Here is a 15,603-nt window from a genome sequence, read left to right as displayed (position 1 = left end):
CTCATCGGTCGCCTACGCCAGTGGGTTCATGGAAACGCATTTGCTGACCGGCGAACGAAACATTTCACCGCAATTTCATAGGATACTGACGTTCCAAACCGTAGTGAAGATAACCGCAAGTGCAGAGACCACGCGCTGGTGGTCTCTGCCCGTACGCCTTCACAAGGGTATCAATGAAGCTCGGTATGAACAGGCGGGCGGAACATTACACAGCAGTAACATAGGTGACCGAAACATTTCACCGCAATTTCATAGGATACTGACGTTCCAAACCGGCATGTGAAAGCTGCTACGGAGTGGCTGCTTAAACCTTACAAAATGCTCATATAAACAACATCATTAATCGCTGTTCGAAAACTCATACCACTTTATGCGGTCCAAAACACTCATAGTGCATACGATCCGCATCGACACCCAGTGCCTGTAGCTGTTTTGCAACATGTTGCATAAAACCTACCGGTCCGCAGAAATAATAGTGCATTTCATTATTTTTCAACGCATCAGCGACCGGAGTGATATCCATTAACCCCTGATAGTTAAAATCGACATCAATGCAATCGTCTGCGCTGGTTTGCTGTAGCCAGACGTGGCTTCGTGCGTTTGGCATAGCGGCAATAATCGTATTCACTTCATCGGCAAAGGCGCGTACTTTGCTGTTTTCTGCGGCATGCAGCCACTGAATTTCACCCTGATGACCGCGAGCCTGTAGCGTATGCAGCATGCCGAGCATAGGTGTTTGGCCTACGCCGCCGGAAATCAGTGCAACAGGCGTGTTTTCTTTGACTTCAAGGAAGAAATCACCGTGCGGAGGTGCGATTTGAATTACGTCGCCTTCTTGCGCGATATCATGCATAAAGTTCGAAACTTGACCCTGACCTTCGCGTTTTACCGCAATACGATAGTATTCACCGTTGGGTTCGTTGGTCAGAGAATATTGGCGGATTTCTTGATGTGGCAAGCTCGGATGGCGGATATAAACCGCTAAGTATTGACCCGGCTGGAAATCAGCCACGCGGCTTCCGTCTTCGGGGACCAGAATAAAGCTGGTGATGAGATCGCTTTGTTTCTCTTTTTTGAGGATCTTGAACGGACGCAGATCGCGCCAGCCACCTTGTGTGCTTTCACTCTGTTGATAAATCTGTGATTCGCGCTGAATAAAGACGTCGGCTAAAACACCATAGGCTTTGCCCCATGCATCCAGCACCTCATCTCCCGGATTAAACATCTCTTCCAGCGTTTTTAGCAGGTGATGACCGACGATCTGATACTGTTCGGGCTGAATATTGAAGCTGGCGTGTTTCTGTGCAATACGCTCAACTGCAGGTAACAACGCCGCCAGATTTTCAATATTTGTCGCGTACGCGCAGATCGCATTGAACAGCGCTTCACGCTGGTCGCCATTACGTTGGTTACTCATATTGAAAATTTCTTTCAGCTCTGGATTGTGCTCAAACATGCGATCGTAAAAATGCGCGGTGAGTTTTGGTCCAGTTGCAGCCAGTAAAGGGATGGTCGATTTAACGGTGGCGATGGTTTGGCTATCCAGCATAAAAGTATCCTCACAGATGCAGGTGTTTTTAATAATGTATTTTAAATGCAACTTACAGATTTTTCTTTGCGCTGTAAATCCCTATTTTTGTTGTGTTGATGTTATTTAGTGACCTCTCTTACAAATATTGTTTCTGTTAAGTGAAATAGTTGCACATCACATTTGAAGAAAACTCCGGTTGCAATGCCTGTTGTTTCGCCAGATCAAATCCTTATTCCACGCCAAGCCAATCGTTTGCGTAAAAACATGGCCTAGGGTCTATCGTAACAAGGTGAAAACATATTACACTGTGGGCAGTCGCCCAAGAGGGTGTGTTTTTATTGAACAATGTCTAATAGACAATTCAGGTTAGCTGAGTCAGGAGAAGCGGATGTTAAAGCGTGAAATGAACATTGCCGATTACGATGCCGAGCTGTGGCAGGCAATGGAGCAGGAAGTCGTGCGTCAGGAAGAGCATATTGAGCTTATCGCATCAGAAAACTACACCAGCCCGCGTGTCATGCAGGCTCAGGGCTCTCAGCTGACCAACAAGTATGCTGAAGGCTATCCAGGTAAGCGTTACTACGGCGGCTGCGAATATGTCGACGTAGTTGAACAGCTGGCAATCGATCGCGCTAAAGAGCTGTTTGGTGCTGATTACGCGAACGTGCAGCCGCACTCAGGTTCTCAGGCTAACTTTGCTGTTTACACCGCGTTGTTGCAGCCAGGCGATACCGTTTTAGGCATGAACTTGGCACATGGTGGCCATTTAACCCACGGTTCTCCAGTTAACTTCTCTGGCAAACTGTATAACATCGTTCCTTATGGTATCGATGAAAGTGGTCATATTGACTATGACGATCTGGCTACTCAGGCTGAAAAACATCAGCCGAAAATGATTATCGGTGGCTTCTCTGCCTATTCTGGCGTGGTTGACTGGGCTAAAATGCGTGAAATTGCTGACCGTATCGGCGCCTATTTGTTTGTCGATATGGCTCACGTTGCTGGTCTGGTCGCAGCCGGTGTTTATCCAAACCCAGTTCCACATGCTCACGTTGTGACCACCACCACACACAAAACGCTGGCTGGCCCTCGCGGTGGCTTGATTTTGGCGAAAGGCGGCAGCGAAGAGATGTATAAAAAGCTGAACTCCGCGGTGTTCCCTGGTGCGCAAGGCGGCCCTCTGATGCATGTCATCGCGGGTAAAGCGGTGGCGCTGAAAGAAGCGATGGAACCTGAGTTCAAGGCATATCAACAGCTGGTTGCGAAAAACGCCAAAGCGATGGTTGAAGTCTTCCTGAAGCGTGGATACAAAGTGGTTTCTGGCGGTACTGAAAACCACCTGTTCCTGTTGGATCTGGTTGATAAAAACATCACTGGTAAAGATGCCGACGCCGCGCTGGGTCGTGCAAATATCACCGTGAACAAAAACAGCGTTCCTAACGATCCTAAGAGCCCGTTTGTCACTTCAGGTGTGCGTGTTGGTACCCCTGCAATTACTCGTCGTGGCTTTAAAGAAGCTGAAGCGCGTGAACTGGCTGGCTGGATGTGTGATGTGTTGGATAACATCAACGATGAAGCTACTATTGAACGCACCAAACAGAAAGTTTTGGATATCTGCGCCCGGTTACCGGTTTACGCATAATCTCTGATTTCTGATGTGCCAAGCCCGCGTAATTGCGGGCTTTTTCGTATCTGTGAAACCTCTATCTTTCGGCGAGCACGCCTTCCTGTATTAGCCATGCGCCAAAACTAACCGCGATGAGGCAAAGCTCTTCGGGAGGAAAATGAATTTGGTAATTTTGTTCGATACGTTGAACGGCTTTCTGAGTCATTGACATCAGTCCGGGATAGCGGGTTTCGATCTCTTCCAGCAGAGGGTTACCTATTTTTATCCCAAATAAGCAGCGCTCAATTGCTGGCCCCATATGGGCAAAAAGTTGAGTGCAAAGCTGTTCACGATGGTTAAAGGTTATTTGGGTCAGTTTTTCAATTTGCTGAATGGCTAATTCGGTTTCATCCATGAGATGTCGATCTTCTGAGTGCATCTCAGGTAAATAGCGATAGGTTTTAATGAGCGTTAAGAACAGCGTGGTAAATTCAGACTCAAGCTCATGTATCCCCATAGGCAACGAACCGTGGGTGGCTTGGCAGAGACGTTCAGCAATACGGTATTCTTCTTTCTCGTGCAGCCAATATTTTAAATGTTGCGGGAATGACGGCAGAGAGAGCGTTTGTCTTTGATACCGGCAGTAGCGTAAAAAATACTGAATTAGCTCTCGGGGTTGCTCGCCAAACGTTCGATGTAGTGTCGACTCGGCTTGCTCAAGAATATCGTCGATCTGCTGGAGAAAGTGTGCAGACGGCGGGGCTGGAGATTTTTCATTGATGCGTGGAATGAATATGGTTTCGATGCTATTTGGGAGCAGACGTTGAGCTCGCCTCAGCCAATGCAGCATACATAGCCGCTGATCATAGGCAGAGCCCTGTAGTCGATACCCCTGTTTCGGATGGTATACCACGCGTAATGCATGGAAACGCATGATCTCCTGACCGATGCTATGGATATCCTGTTCGGCTTGTTCAGGCAAAACCCGATTGATCCGACCAATAGTAGTCAGATGCAGTGGGGTAGTCGGTGTAAAAAGCAATAGCACAAGATTGCAGTGCCTTTGCTGTGCTGAGAGCTCAGGCACCAGAGGTGTGTCTAAACTCATATTCATTTCTCTTTGGCTGAGGTCAGTGAATGAACATGTTTCGTTGGCTAAGAATAGCAAAGTTGTGCAAAGCCGCAGGGTTGATATGCCATGTTTTTGTATTTTTGTGATACAGAAATAAATGAATGTAATATTTTGCCGCGCTTTGTCGCTGTGGCTAGTGATTAAACAGGGAGTTTATGTTGCATTTTGACATCAAAAATCAGCGTATTTATCGTTGGATTAGCATTTTATTCATCACCTTTGGCCTGTTTGGGACGCAGTCTGCTATGGCTCATCCACACAGTTTCATTGAGATGAAAAATTCTTTGGTTATTACGGATAATCAATTAACCGGCATGAAAATGACGTGGACCATGGATCCTTTAACGTCCGCGGATTTGCTTTATGATGCGGGAAATGCGGCGAACGGATCGGAGATTTGGAAGCAGCTTGCGGCAGAAGTCATGGCAAACGTTATTGGCCAGCACTATTTTACCGAGCTATACCATGAGGGCAAAAAGGTAAAATTCCTCAATCGTCCGAGTGAGTACCACCTTAGCCGTGAGGGTAATCATGCCATTTTGTCATTCGAGATGCTGCTGGCAAAACCCCAGCCGCTCAATGCTGAGTTTACGCTCATGACATATGATCCCACGTACTATGTAGATATGACCTATGCCGATGATAAATCAGTGACTTTGCCAATAGATGTGCAGGCACGCTGTACTCTCAATGTGATAACACCAAAGCCAGATACGTCGCTAAAAGCCTATGCGCTGAACTTAGATAAGGCCGATGCGCCGGATGAAGATATGGAGCTCGGCAAGCAATTCGCCCAGCGAGTGGAGATAAAATGTCATTGATATTCTCCTCTACCAAAAAATCCTCTACGTGTGGGCGTTATATCCCTATTGCCATGATGACTGCGTTAGCGATGAGCGCGCTGGTATATGCATTTGTACACTGGAATGACTGGTTACTGGTGAGTATTGAATGGCAGAAATCGCTCCATCAGTCGATGTCATATTTATTACAGCGAGTGGCAGATAATGCGCGGCAGGCAGGTTTAACGCTGGTAGCATTGAGTTTTGCTTACGGTGTTCTGCATGCGCTTGGGCCGGGACACGGTAAAGTTGTCATTACGACCTATTTGGCAACGCATCCCTCACGTTTACGTAGCAGTGTACGTTTAACGCTGGCGGCTTCATTACTACAAGGCTTGGTGGCTATTGCGCTGGTTTCTGGCGTGTTAGGTGTGCTGCAGCTTTCAACCCGTGACTTACATCTGAGCAGTTTTTGGTTAGAGAAAGCCAGTTATGCTTTGGTGATATTTCTGGGTACGGTGCTTTGCTGGCGAGCGTTAAATAAGATCAGGATGATTAGGCGCAGCTCGGTAAAATCTGGTCTACAGATTTCTGTGATAAAGCCGTTAGAGCACCATCACCAGCATAGCGCCAACTGTGGCTGTGGCCATAAGCATGTGGCAAATGACCGTGAAATTGCGACGGCAACCACGTGGCGAACTCAGTTGGCAGTGGTTGCTGCGATGGGAATGCGACCTTGTTCTGGGGCTATTTTAGTGCTGCTGTTTTCCAAGGTCATTGGCGTTTATCTGTGGGGCGTGTTAGCTGCCATGGCAATGGCTGCAGGTACGGCGTTGACGATTAGCGGAATTGCATTTTTAGTGCACATCGCTCGGAAAATAGTGGAGCGCTGGGCAATACAACGTGGCCGAAGTTTTAGTCCTTATTGGCGTTTAGCGCTGATGCTATCCGGAGGCGTGCTGCTTATTTTGATTGGCCTATTGATGTATCAAAGTGCGGCGCTAACGGGGATGGGAAGCGGCAGAGTGTTTGGACGATAACGGCCAGCCGCTAAAACGAAAAAGCCGCTCGAAAGAGCGGCTTTTTTACTGAACAAGCGGAAGAATTAACGCTTCAGCGCTTCGCTCAGTTCATCACGTACGTTAGCCAGAATAGCTTTAACAACGCGTGGGTTACCCGCAATGATATTGCCAGAGCTCAGGTAGTTATGACCACCCACAAAGTCAGTCACCAGACCGCCAGCTTCACGAACCAGCAGTTCACCACCGGCGAAATCCCATGGTTTCAGACCAATTTCAAAGAAACCGTCAACGCGGCCAGCGGCAACATAGGCCAGATCCAGCGCAGCGGAACCGGTGCGACGGAAGTCAGCACACTGAGTGAACAACTTGCCCAAAATGGCGATATAAGCAGGAGCGTGTTGTTTAACTTTGAATGGGAAGCCGGTCGCCAGAATAGTACCGTCTAAATCTTTAGCCGCTGCACCACGCAGACGATAGCCATTCAACTGAGCGCCCTGACCGCGGGTTGCAGTGAACAGTTCGTTACGCATTGGATCATAAACAACAGCGACTTCAGTACGGCCTTTGATGCGTACTGCGATAGAGACTGCGAAATGTGGAAGACGTTTGATGAAGTTTGCAGTGCCATCCAGTGGATCAACTACCCATTGAATGTCGTGATCTTCACCGACCAACTCACCGCGTTCTTCGCTGATAATCGTGTGCTTAGGGTAAGACTTACGGATAGTCTCAATGATCAGGTGTTCAGCGTCACGGTCAACGTTGGTCACAAAATCGTTGCTGCCTTTCTGTGTAGTTTCAACAGCGTCAGGAGTTTCGTAATTTTTGGCAATCAGGTTACCAGCCTTACGCGCAGCGCGTATGGCGATATTCAGCATCGGATGCATGGGTATCTTCCACGGGATGTTAAAGAACAGGAAACGGCGCGCATTATAGCAGGCTGTGAATTAAACAGCCACGTCTGATTTCAATTCACTCCTGTTTATATCTGGCCAATAGATCGCGATGAAAAGGTGGGCATGATGAAAACTCAATCAGAAACGGATTAAATCAATAGAAACGATCAATAGAAGCTTTATGTTAAGATATCCCGATTATCCAAACCAACTCAGAGTTAGCATGCTGGACAACATTCGTATTGTGCTGGTGGAGACTTCCCATACCGGAAACATGGGTTCGACTGCACGAGCTATGAAAACTATGGGGTTAACTAACCTCTATCTCGTCAATCCACTCGTGAAACCGGATTCTCAGGCCATTGCCTTGTCGGCTGGTGCGAGCGACGTCATCGGTAACGCGACTATCGTTGATACCTTTGATGAGGCTATCGCAGGTTGCAGCCTCGTCGTTGGCACTAGCGCACGTTCTCGTTCGTTGCCTTGGCCCATGTTAGAACCACGCGAATGCGGTCAGCGTAGCGCGATGGAATCTGAACATGCACCGGTAGCGATTGTCTTTGGCCGTGAGCGCGTTGGTCTGACAAATGAAGAATTGCAAAAGTGTCACTACCACGTGGCGATCCCGGCTAATCCAGAATACAGCTCGTTGAATTTGGCGATGGCGGTACAGATCATTTCTTATGAAATTCGTGTTGCTCATCTCGATCGTATTGCCGCGCACGAGCCGGTGCCGGAAGAAGAGCCGTATCCATTGGTGGACGATCTTGAACGTTTCTACGCTCATCTGGAAGAAACTCTGCACGCGACAGGATTTATCCGTCCGACTCATCCGGGCAATATCATGAGCCGCTTGCGCCGATTGTTTACTCGTGCTCGCCCAGAGGCGCAAGAATTGAACATTTTGCGCGGTATTTTGGCGTCAATTGAGAAGCAAGAGCACGGAAAGCACTAAATCGAGACTGCTTTCGTCGGAATATCATAGTAAAATACACAGGTATTCCGATGAGTAAGATGCTGATAGTAAACAGGGAATGTTGTTGTACTGGTAACGTTGTTTTAACAGGATGTAATAGTTGAGTGAATTACTAGGTTAAATAGTTGACTGTTTTACTCAGGAATGAGAAAATTAACGCGTTCGATAAGTAAGCGTGTTTCATCTTTTTTCTTAAAGGTTACTATTTGCCATGAGACTGACATCCAAAGGCCGTTACGCTGTTACAGCTATGCTTGATGTGGCATTGCACTCCCAGGAAGGGCCAGTTCCGCTGGCAGATATTTCCGAACGTCAGGGCATCTCGCTCTCTTATTTGGAACAATTATTTTCGCGTCTGCGCAAGAATGGATTAGTTTCCAGCGTGCGTGGACCGGGCGGTGGTTATTTGCTGGGTAAAGACGCAGCTGAAATCGCCGTAGGTACCGTGATCACTGCCGTTGATGAATCTGTTGATGCAACGCGTTGTCAGGGTAAAGAAGGTTGTCAGGGTGGGACCCGTTGTCTGACGCATACGCTGTGGCGTGACTTGAGTGAGCGTATCAGCGGTTTTCTGAATAACATCACTCTGGCTGAACTGGTGAATAACCAAGAAGTGCTAGATGTTGCCGATCGCCAGAATTCCGATACGCGTCGTGGTGCCAATACTAACGGTCGTCAGGACACGATTAACGTGAATCTGCGCGCATAAGCAGCTGCGACGACGAGTCATAACACTTTCTTTAAATGCATTATTTGGAAGTGATGTACGGAGCAAGAGAATGAAATTACCGATTTATCTAGACTATTCAGCAACTACGCCAGCCGATCCGCGCGTAGCTGAAAAGATGATGCAGTTTTTAACCTTGGACGGTACTTTCGGTAACCCGGCTTCACGTTCCCACCGTTTTGGGTGGCAGGCGGAAGAAGCGGTAGATATCGCACGTAACAACATTGCTGAACTGGTCGGTGCCGATCCGCGTGAGATCGTCTTTACCTCCGGAGCAACCGAATCTGACAACCTGGCGATTAAAGGTGCTGCTAATTTCTATCAGAAGAAAGGCAAACACATCATCACCAGTAAAACCGAACATAAAGCTGTGCTGGACACTTGCCGTCAGTTAGAACGTGAAGGCTTTGAAGTGACCTATCTAGCACCGCAGCGTAACGGTATTATCGATCTCAAAGAGCTAGAAGCAGCCATGCGTGAAGATACCATTGTGGTTTCTATCATGCATGTAAACAACGAGATTGGCGTGATTCAGGACATCGAAGCTATCGGTGAACTGTGCCGCAGCCGTGGCATCATCTTCCACGTTGATGCGACGCAAAGCGTAGGCAAACTGCCTATCGATTTGAGCAAATTGAAAGTCGATTTGATGTCTTTCTCTGGCCACAAAATTTATGGCCCGAAAGGTATTGGTGCACTGTACGTCCGTCGTAAACCACGCGTTCGTATTGAAGCACAGATGCACGGCGGTGGTCATGAGCGCGGTATGCGTTCAGGTACCTTGCCTGTTCATCAGATCGTCGGTATGGGCGAAGCTTACCGTATCGCTAAAGAAGAAATGGCTACCGAAGTTCCACGTCTGCGCGCGCTGCGCGATCGTCTGTGGGATGGATTAAAAGATCTTGAAGAAGTGTACCTAAATGGTTCTTTAGAGCACGGTGCACCGAATATCCTGAACGTAAGCTTTAATTACGTCGAAGGCGAATCCTTAATTATGGCATTGAAAGATCTTGCCGTATCCTCTGGTTCAGCCTGTACTTCTGCCAGTTTGGAGCCGTCATACGTGCTGCGTGCTTTGGGAATGAACGATGAGTTAGCTCATAGCTCTATTCGTTTCTCATTGGGTCGCTTTACCACGGAAGAAGAGATCGACTACGCCATCGCTCTGGTTCGCAAGTCTATTGGCCGTCTGCGCGACCTGTCTCCACTGTGGGATATGTTCAAGCAGGGTGTAGACATCAGCACCATTGAGTGGGCTGCTCATTAATCTCAGGATTCAAATTTAAGGAGTAACGTTATGGCTTACAGCGACAAAGTTATTGATCATTATGAAAATCCGCGCAACGTTGGTTCTTTCGATAACGAAGATCCAACCATTGGCAGCGGCATGGTCGGCGCACCTGCGTGTGGCGACGTGATGAAGTTGCAGATTAAAGTCAACAATGAGGGTATCATTGAAGATGCTCGCTTTAAGACTTATGGCTGTGGTTCAGCAATCGCTTCAAGTTCACTGGTTACCGAATGGGTAAAAGGCAAGTCTCTCGATCAGGCTCAGGCTATCAAAAATACGGATATTGCCGAAGAGCTGGCTCTGCCACCAGTGAAAATTCACTGTTCGATTTTGGCTGAAGACGCCATTAAAGCGGCTATTGCAGATTATAAAACGAAGCATTCCGCTAAGTAATTTGTAGACGTTTTTCAGTGAGTTTCAGGGCTGGCGATTTAAGACTGAATCGCCAGTAGCCGTTATCAGAGAAACGCTTAACAAGAATTGAGGTTGTTGTATGTCTATTAGCATGAGCGACGCTGCCGCACAGCGCGTACAGACATTTTTGGCTAACCGCGGTAAAGGGTATGGCTTACGTCTGGGAGTGAGAACTTCTGGCTGTTCGGGAATGGCGTATGTACTGGAATTTGTTGATGCACCCAACGAAGATGATGTGGTGTTTGAAGACAAAGGCGTAAGAGTGATCGTTGATGGTAAAAGCTTGGCGTATCTTGATGGTACGGAGCTGGACTTCGTGAAAGAAGGCCTGAACGAGGGCTTTAAGTTCAACAACCCAAATATGACCAGCGAGTGCGGCTGCGGCGAAAGCTTTAACGTCTGATTGGCCGGACTGCTGTCTGCTGACGTATCGCAACGTTTTGTATACCCGTCATACTTCAAGCTGCATGTGCGTCGCCTGCGACTCGAATTATTTAGGGTATATGAGGTATTTTGGACACCTCATCCACAGACCAACATCAGAGCACGGCATGGATTACTTCACATTATTCGGGCTGCCGGTTCGCTACCCAGTGGACGGCAGCCTTCTTGCTTCACGCTATCAGGAATTGCAGCGTCAATTCCATCCCGATCGCTACGCGTCCAAACCTGAACGCGAGCGTATGCAGGCTATTCAACAAGCTGCAACCATCAATGATGCCTATCAAACTCTAAAACATCCCCTTAAACGCGCAGAGTATATGCTCTCTTTGCAGGGATTTGATTTGAGTAATGAGCAGCACACAATGCGTGATACATCGTTCCTTATGGAACAGTTAGAATTGCGTGAAGAGCTAGATGGTATTGCGCATAAGGCCGACCCTGAAGAAGCGTTAATAGCCTTTTCAGCGCGGATCGCTAAAATGACCAAAACGCGCAGTGCACAGATGCTTACCGAGCTGGATCAACAGCAGTGGGAATCAGCGGCGGACACTGTACGTAAGCTACGTTTTCTCGACAAGCTACAGCAGCAAGTGGAACAACTCGAAGAAAAACTGCTGGGCCTATAACCGATTTTTGATTGTGTTGATTCAATGGATGTTTGCTAACAGACGTTGTTCTGACAAATCTTGTTTAACGGAAGCTCAAGATGGCTTTATTGCAAATTAGTGAGCCGGGGCTGAGTGTTGCTCCGCATCAACGCCGTTTAGCGGCGGGTATCGATTTAGGTACGACCAATTCATTGGTGGCGACCGTGCGCAGCGGCCAAGCAGAAACTCTGGCCGATGCGCAGGGCCGTCATTTGCTGCCTTCTGTCGTCCATTATCTTAAAGACGAAATTAACGTTGGCTATGACGCCCGCCAACAGGCGGCTCAAGATCCGGTTAATACCATTAGTTCTGCCAAGCGCCTGATGGGACGCTCTTTAGCCGATGTCCAAGCACGCTATCCGCATATGCCTTACCAGTTCGAGGCCAGCGAAAATGGCTTACCGATGATGATAACGGCGGGCGGATCGGTGAACCCCATTCAAGTGTCAGCTGAAATTTTAAAAGCGCTGGCAGAGCGTGCAAAAGAGACACTGGAAGGTGAGCTGGATGGTGTGGTAATCACCGTTCCTGCTTATTTTGATGATGCTCAGCGCCAAGGGACGAAAGACGCAGCGCGTCTGGCTGGCTTGCATGTATTGCGTTTGCTGAATGAGCCTACCGCGGCGGCGATTGCCTATGGTTTAGATTCAGGCCAAGAAGGTGTAATTGCGGTATACGATCTGGGCGGTGGCACTTTCGATATTTCTATTCTGCGCTTAAGCCGTGGTGTCTTCGAAGTTTTAGCGACCGGCGGCGATTCGGCTCTGGGCGGTGATGATTTCGACCATCTGCTGGCCGATTTTTTACGTGAGCAATCTGGTTATGCCGATCGCAGCGATGCGCGTATTCAGCGCCAGTTCCTTGATGTGGCTGTTGAAGCCAAGATCGCGCTCAGCAATGCTGAAAAAGTAGACGTTGAGGTAGCGGGCTGGAAAGGCTGCGTGACTCGCGCGCAGTTTGACGAACTGATTGGATCTTTGGTTAAGCGGACTTTGCTTTCCTGTCGCCGTGCGTTGAAAGATGCTGGCGTCACCGCCGATGAAGTCATTGAAGTGGTGATGGTTGGGGGGTCTACTCGTGTTCCTTTAGTTCGTGAACTGGTGGGCGATTTCTTTGGCCGTACGCCGCTGACCTCTATCGACCCCGATCGCGTCGTGGCCATTGGTGCCGCTATTCAGGCAGATATTCTGGTGGGTAACAAACCTGATTCGGAAATGCTGCTGTTGGACGTTATCCCACTGTCTCTGGGCTTAGAAACCATGGGCGGATTGGTTGAGAAAGTGATCCCGCGCAATACCACGATTCCGGTAGCGCGCGCGCAGGAGTTCACGACGTTCAAAGATGGTCAAAACGCCATGATGATCCATGTTGTGCAGGGTGAGAGAGAGCTGGTCCAAGATAACCGCTCTCTTGCACGTTTCACTTTGCGAGGGATCCCTGCCATGCCTGCTGGCGGTGCGCATATTCGCGTAACTTTCCAAGTTGATGCTGATGGTCTACTGAGCGTCACCGCGATGGAAAAATCCACCGGTGTGCAATCTTCGATTCAGGTAAAACCATCATATGGCCTGAGCGATGATGAAATCATCACCATGATTAAAGACTCCATGGCAAATGCCACGGGGGATATCAGTGCGCGTATGCTGGCGGAACAAAAAGTAGAAGCGGCTCGTGTGTTGGAAAGCCTGAACGGTGCGCTGGCGGAAGATTCTGCACTGCTCAGCGAGTCAGAGCTGGGTAACATCAAGCAGGCCGTTACTGCCCTAGAGCAGGCCGCTGCGGGTGATGTTGCTGGAGATATTGAAGCTGCGATTAAAGTGCTTGATGCACAAACGCAAGAATTTGCTGCGCGTCGGATGGATGCATCTGTTCGCCGAGCGCTGGCTGGTCATTCTGTGGATGAGGTTTAAAAATGCCAAAAATCGTATTTCTTCCTAATCAGGAGCACTGCCCAGATGGCGCAGTTCTTGAAGCTCAGGAAGGCGAAACGATTCTCGACGTTGCTCTGCGTAACGGAATCGAAATTGAACATGCTTGCGAGAAATCATGCGCTTGCACAACCTGCCACTGTATCGTCCGCGAAGGTTTTGACTCGCTGGAAGAAAGCAGCGAGCTGGAAGATGACATGCTAGATAAAGCATGGGGCCTAGAACCGGAAAGTCGCCTGAGCTGTCAGGCAAAAGTAGCGGATCAGGATTTGGTTGTCGAGATCCCTCGTTACACCGTTAACCACGCGCGTGAGCATTAAAATAAGCGATGTGTTTGCCACTTTTAACGTGGGCAGGGCAGTACTCATAACGCTTATTAGGGAGAAGATATGGGACTTAAGTGGCAAGACAGCCGTGAGATTGGCGAAGCGCTGTATGACGCGTTTCCAGATGTTGATCCTAAAACGGTTCGTTTCACCGATATGCACCAGTGGATTTGCGATCTAGAAGATTTCGATGATGATCCTACAAAATCAAACGAAAAAATTCTGGAAGCGATCTTGCTAGTCTGGTTAGATGAAGCAGAGTAAACAGCATAGGGCTACCTGAGAAGGTGGCCTTTTTACTAAATGTACCCGTAGTAAATGTACCCGTCATAATTCAAGCCGCATCAGGGGGAGTGATGTTCGTTGAGTACGCATCATTGGAATGCGCTCGCTGGCTGCCTCAATGCAACTCGAATTATTTTTGGTATAAGTACTGAGCAATAATAATCGCTGAACAATTTCACTGAAAAACGAACGATTAATAACTATACCCCGCATCATACAAGTTACGGTCAACGCATCTGTATTTGACGTAAGACGGGGATATCAGGAGAAGACTTATGTCGAACGAATTTATGCCGATTAGTTTGTCCCATCAGCCAGCGGATGCACGCTGGGGGGAAAAAGCACTGTTGAGCTCTAATGCCGAAGGTATGGTGATCCATCTGAACGGTAGCGGCGAACTTGTCGCCGTCCAGCGTGCGGCACGTAAGCTGGATGGCCAAGGGATCAAACAGGTACATCTGAGCGGTGAAGGCTGGGATCTGGAAAAATGCTGGGCATTCTGGCAAGGCTACCGTGGTCCAAAAGGATCGCGTCAGGTGCAGTGGCCAGAACTGAGCGAATCCGATCGTGCTGAATTGGATCGCCGCCTGAAGATCGTTGACTGGGTACGAGACACGATCAATGCGCCAGCGGAAGACGTTGGCCCTTCGCAACTGGCACAGCGCGCAGTCGATCTAATGTGCAGCGTAGCGTGCGATAACGTGAGCTATCGCATTACCAAAGGTGAAGATCTACGTGAACAGGGTTACATGGGGCTGCATACCGTCGGTCGCGGCTCTGAACGTTCACCAGTGTTGCTTGCATTGGACTACAACCCAACCGGCAATCCTGATGCACCGGTTCTGGCTTGCTTGGTAGGCAAAGGGATTACCTTTGACTCAGGTGGCTACAGCATGAAGCAAAGTGCATTCATGGACTCTATGAAGTCGGATATGGGCGGCGCGGCTACGGTTACCGGCGCACTGGCGTTGGCGGTTTCACGCGGTTTAAACCAGCGTGTAAAACTGTTTCTTTGCTGTGCCGATAACTTGGTCAGCGGCAACGCCTTTAAACTGGGCGATATTATCACTTACCGTAACGGTAAAACCGTTGAAATTATGAATACCGATGCGGAAGGACGTTTGGTCTTGGCCGACGGTTTAATTGATGCATCAGAACAGAATGCTGAGATGATCATCGATTGTGCCACGCTGACCGGCGCGGCTAAAACCGCCTTGGGTAATGACTACCATGCATTGTTCAGCTTTGATGACGCACTGGCTGCTGATTTACTGCAAAGCGCAGAGCAGGAAAACGAAGCCTTCTGGCGTTTGCCGCTGGCTGAGTTCCACCGTAGCCAACTACCCTCTAATTTCGCAGAGCTGAATAACGTTGCTGGTGCTGCATATGGCGCTGGAGCAAGTACCGCAGCGGCCTTCTTGTCTTATTTCGTTAAAGAGTATCGCCAAGGGTGGTTACATATTGACTGTTCCGCTACCTATCGCAAGAGCGCGGTCGATCAGTGGGCGGCGGGTGCAACGGGTCTAGGCGTACGAGCGCTGGCGAATCTGTTGTTGGAAAAAGCAAAGGCTTAATGACGAGCTTTAGACCTCATTC

Annotated in this window: 17 protein-coding genes; 14 read left to right on the top strand and 3 right to left on the bottom strand. The window is 48.7% G+C overall.

What is annotated here, in order from left to right; genetic code table 11:
• Window positions 1-283 (top strand): hypothetical protein (locus M988_RS23055; protein WP_211271691.1); only part of this gene is annotated, 283 nt, incomplete at its 5' end.
• A gap of 75 nt (window positions 284-358) precedes the next feature.
• Here M988_RS23055 and hmpA read toward each other — a convergent pair.
• Entirely contained in the window at window positions 359-1,549 is a 1,191-nt protein-coding gene (gene hmpA / locus M988_RS15805) for an NO-inducible flavohemoprotein (protein WP_064574943.1), read from the bottom strand.
• Between the two features lie 370 nt (window positions 1,550-1,919).
• Between hmpA and glyA the strand changes: the two genes are divergently transcribed.
• Window positions 1,920-3,173, top strand: a complete 1,254-nt coding sequence (glyA, locus tag M988_RS15800) for a serine hydroxymethyltransferase (protein WP_008812488.1) — start codon at window positions 1,920-1,922, stop codon at window positions 3,171-3,173.
• Window positions 3,174-3,234: 61 nt separating this feature from the next.
• On the opposite strand, the gene M988_RS15795 is transcribed toward glyA, so the two are convergent.
• Complete coding sequence (locus M988_RS15795) at window positions 3,235-4,245, bottom strand: PRD domain-containing protein (RefSeq protein ID WP_064574940.1); 1,011 nt, start codon at window positions 4,243-4,245, stop codon at window positions 3,235-3,237.
• A 179-nt stretch (window positions 4,246-4,424) separates the two neighbouring features.
• Here M988_RS15795 and M988_RS15790 point away from each other — a divergent pair, with 179 nt between their 5' ends.
• Both M988_RS15790 and M988_RS15785 read left to right on the top strand, forming a co-directional pair.
• Window positions 4,425-5,090 (top strand): DUF1007 family protein, encoded by a 666-nt coding sequence (locus M988_RS15790; protein ID WP_008812490.1) that lies wholly within the window; start codon window positions 4,425-4,427, stop codon window positions 5,088-5,090.
• A complete protein-coding gene (locus M988_RS15785; RefSeq protein WP_064574936.1) occupies window positions 5,081-6,091 on the top strand; it encodes a nickel/cobalt transporter in 1,011 nt (336 codons plus the stop codon). Before M988_RS15790 ends, M988_RS15785 begins: the two co-directional genes overlap by 10 nt.
• A gap of 65 nt (window positions 6,092-6,156) precedes the next feature.
• On the opposite strand, the gene suhB is transcribed toward M988_RS15785, so the two are convergent.
• Complete coding sequence (suhB, locus tag M988_RS15780) at window positions 6,157-6,960, bottom strand: inositol-1-monophosphatase (RefSeq protein WP_008812492.1); 804 nt, start codon at window positions 6,958-6,960, stop codon at window positions 6,157-6,159.
• Window positions 6,961-7,192: 232 nt separating this feature from the next.
• Here suhB and trmJ point away from each other — a divergent pair, with 232 nt between their 5' ends.
• The 10 genes from trmJ to pepB all read left to right on the top strand — a co-directional run bounded on the left by trmJ (window position 7,193) and on the right by pepB (window position 15,581).
• Entirely contained in the window at window positions 7,193-7,924 is a 732-nt protein-coding gene (trmJ, locus tag M988_RS15775) for a tRNA (cytosine(32)/uridine(32)-2'-O)-methyltransferase TrmJ (RefSeq protein WP_004847477.1), read from the top strand.
• Window positions 7,925-8,156: 232 nt separating this feature from the next.
• Window positions 8,157-8,654: a Fe-S cluster assembly transcriptional regulator IscR gene (iscR, locus tag M988_RS15770; RefSeq protein WP_004847474.1), complete on the top strand. Its 498-nt coding sequence runs from the start codon at window positions 8,157-8,159 to the stop codon at window positions 8,652-8,654.
• Between the two features lie 70 nt (window positions 8,655-8,724).
• Window positions 8,725-9,939: an IscS subfamily cysteine desulfurase gene (locus tag M988_RS15765; RefSeq protein ID WP_004847473.1), complete on the top strand. Its 1,215-nt coding sequence runs from the start codon at window positions 8,725-8,727 to the stop codon at window positions 9,937-9,939.
• 30 nt (window positions 9,940-9,969) lie between these two features.
• Complete coding sequence (iscU, locus tag M988_RS15760) at window positions 9,970-10,356, top strand: Fe-S cluster assembly scaffold IscU (RefSeq protein WP_004847471.1); 387 nt, start codon at window positions 9,970-9,972, stop codon at window positions 10,354-10,356.
• Between the two features lie 100 nt (window positions 10,357-10,456).
• Window positions 10,457-10,780, top strand: coding sequence for an iron-sulfur cluster assembly protein IscA (gene iscA / locus M988_RS15755; RefSeq protein ID WP_004847469.1), 324 nt, complete (start codon window positions 10,457-10,459; stop codon window positions 10,778-10,780).
• Window positions 10,781-10,928: 148 nt separating this feature from the next.
• The gene (hscB, locus tag M988_RS15750) at window positions 10,929-11,447 is read left to right on the top strand and encodes a co-chaperone HscB (protein ID WP_004847467.1); all 519 of its coding nucleotides are present in this window, start codon (window positions 10,929-10,931) and stop codon (window positions 11,445-11,447) included.
• Window positions 11,448-11,527: 80 nt separating this feature from the next.
• A complete protein-coding gene (gene hscA / locus M988_RS15745; protein WP_064574932.1) occupies window positions 11,528-13,378 on the top strand; it encodes a Fe-S protein assembly chaperone HscA in 1,851 nt (616 codons plus the stop codon).
• Window positions 13,379-13,380: 2 nt separating this feature from the next.
• Window positions 13,381-13,716 (top strand): ISC system 2Fe-2S type ferredoxin, encoded by a 336-nt coding sequence (gene fdx / locus M988_RS15740; protein WP_004847463.1) that lies wholly within the window; start codon window positions 13,381-13,383, stop codon window positions 13,714-13,716.
• A 69-nt stretch (window positions 13,717-13,785) separates the two neighbouring features.
• Window positions 13,786-13,986, top strand: a complete 201-nt coding sequence (gene iscX / locus M988_RS15735) for a Fe-S cluster assembly protein IscX (protein ID WP_004847462.1) — start codon at window positions 13,786-13,788, stop codon at window positions 13,984-13,986.
• Between the two features lie 296 nt (window positions 13,987-14,282).
• Window positions 14,283-15,581, top strand: a complete 1,299-nt coding sequence (gene pepB / locus M988_RS15730; protein ID WP_039185853.1) for an aminopeptidase PepB — start codon at window positions 14,283-14,285, stop codon at window positions 15,579-15,581.
• The last annotated feature ends 22 nt before the right edge of the window (window positions 15,582-15,603 follow it).

It is taken from the genome of Hafnia paralvei ATCC 29927 (assembly GCF_001655005.1).
Lineage (GTDB): Bacteria > Pseudomonadota > Gammaproteobacteria > Enterobacterales > Enterobacteriaceae > Hafnia > Hafnia paralvei.
This window is presented reverse-complemented; position numbering and strand designations above follow the sequence as displayed.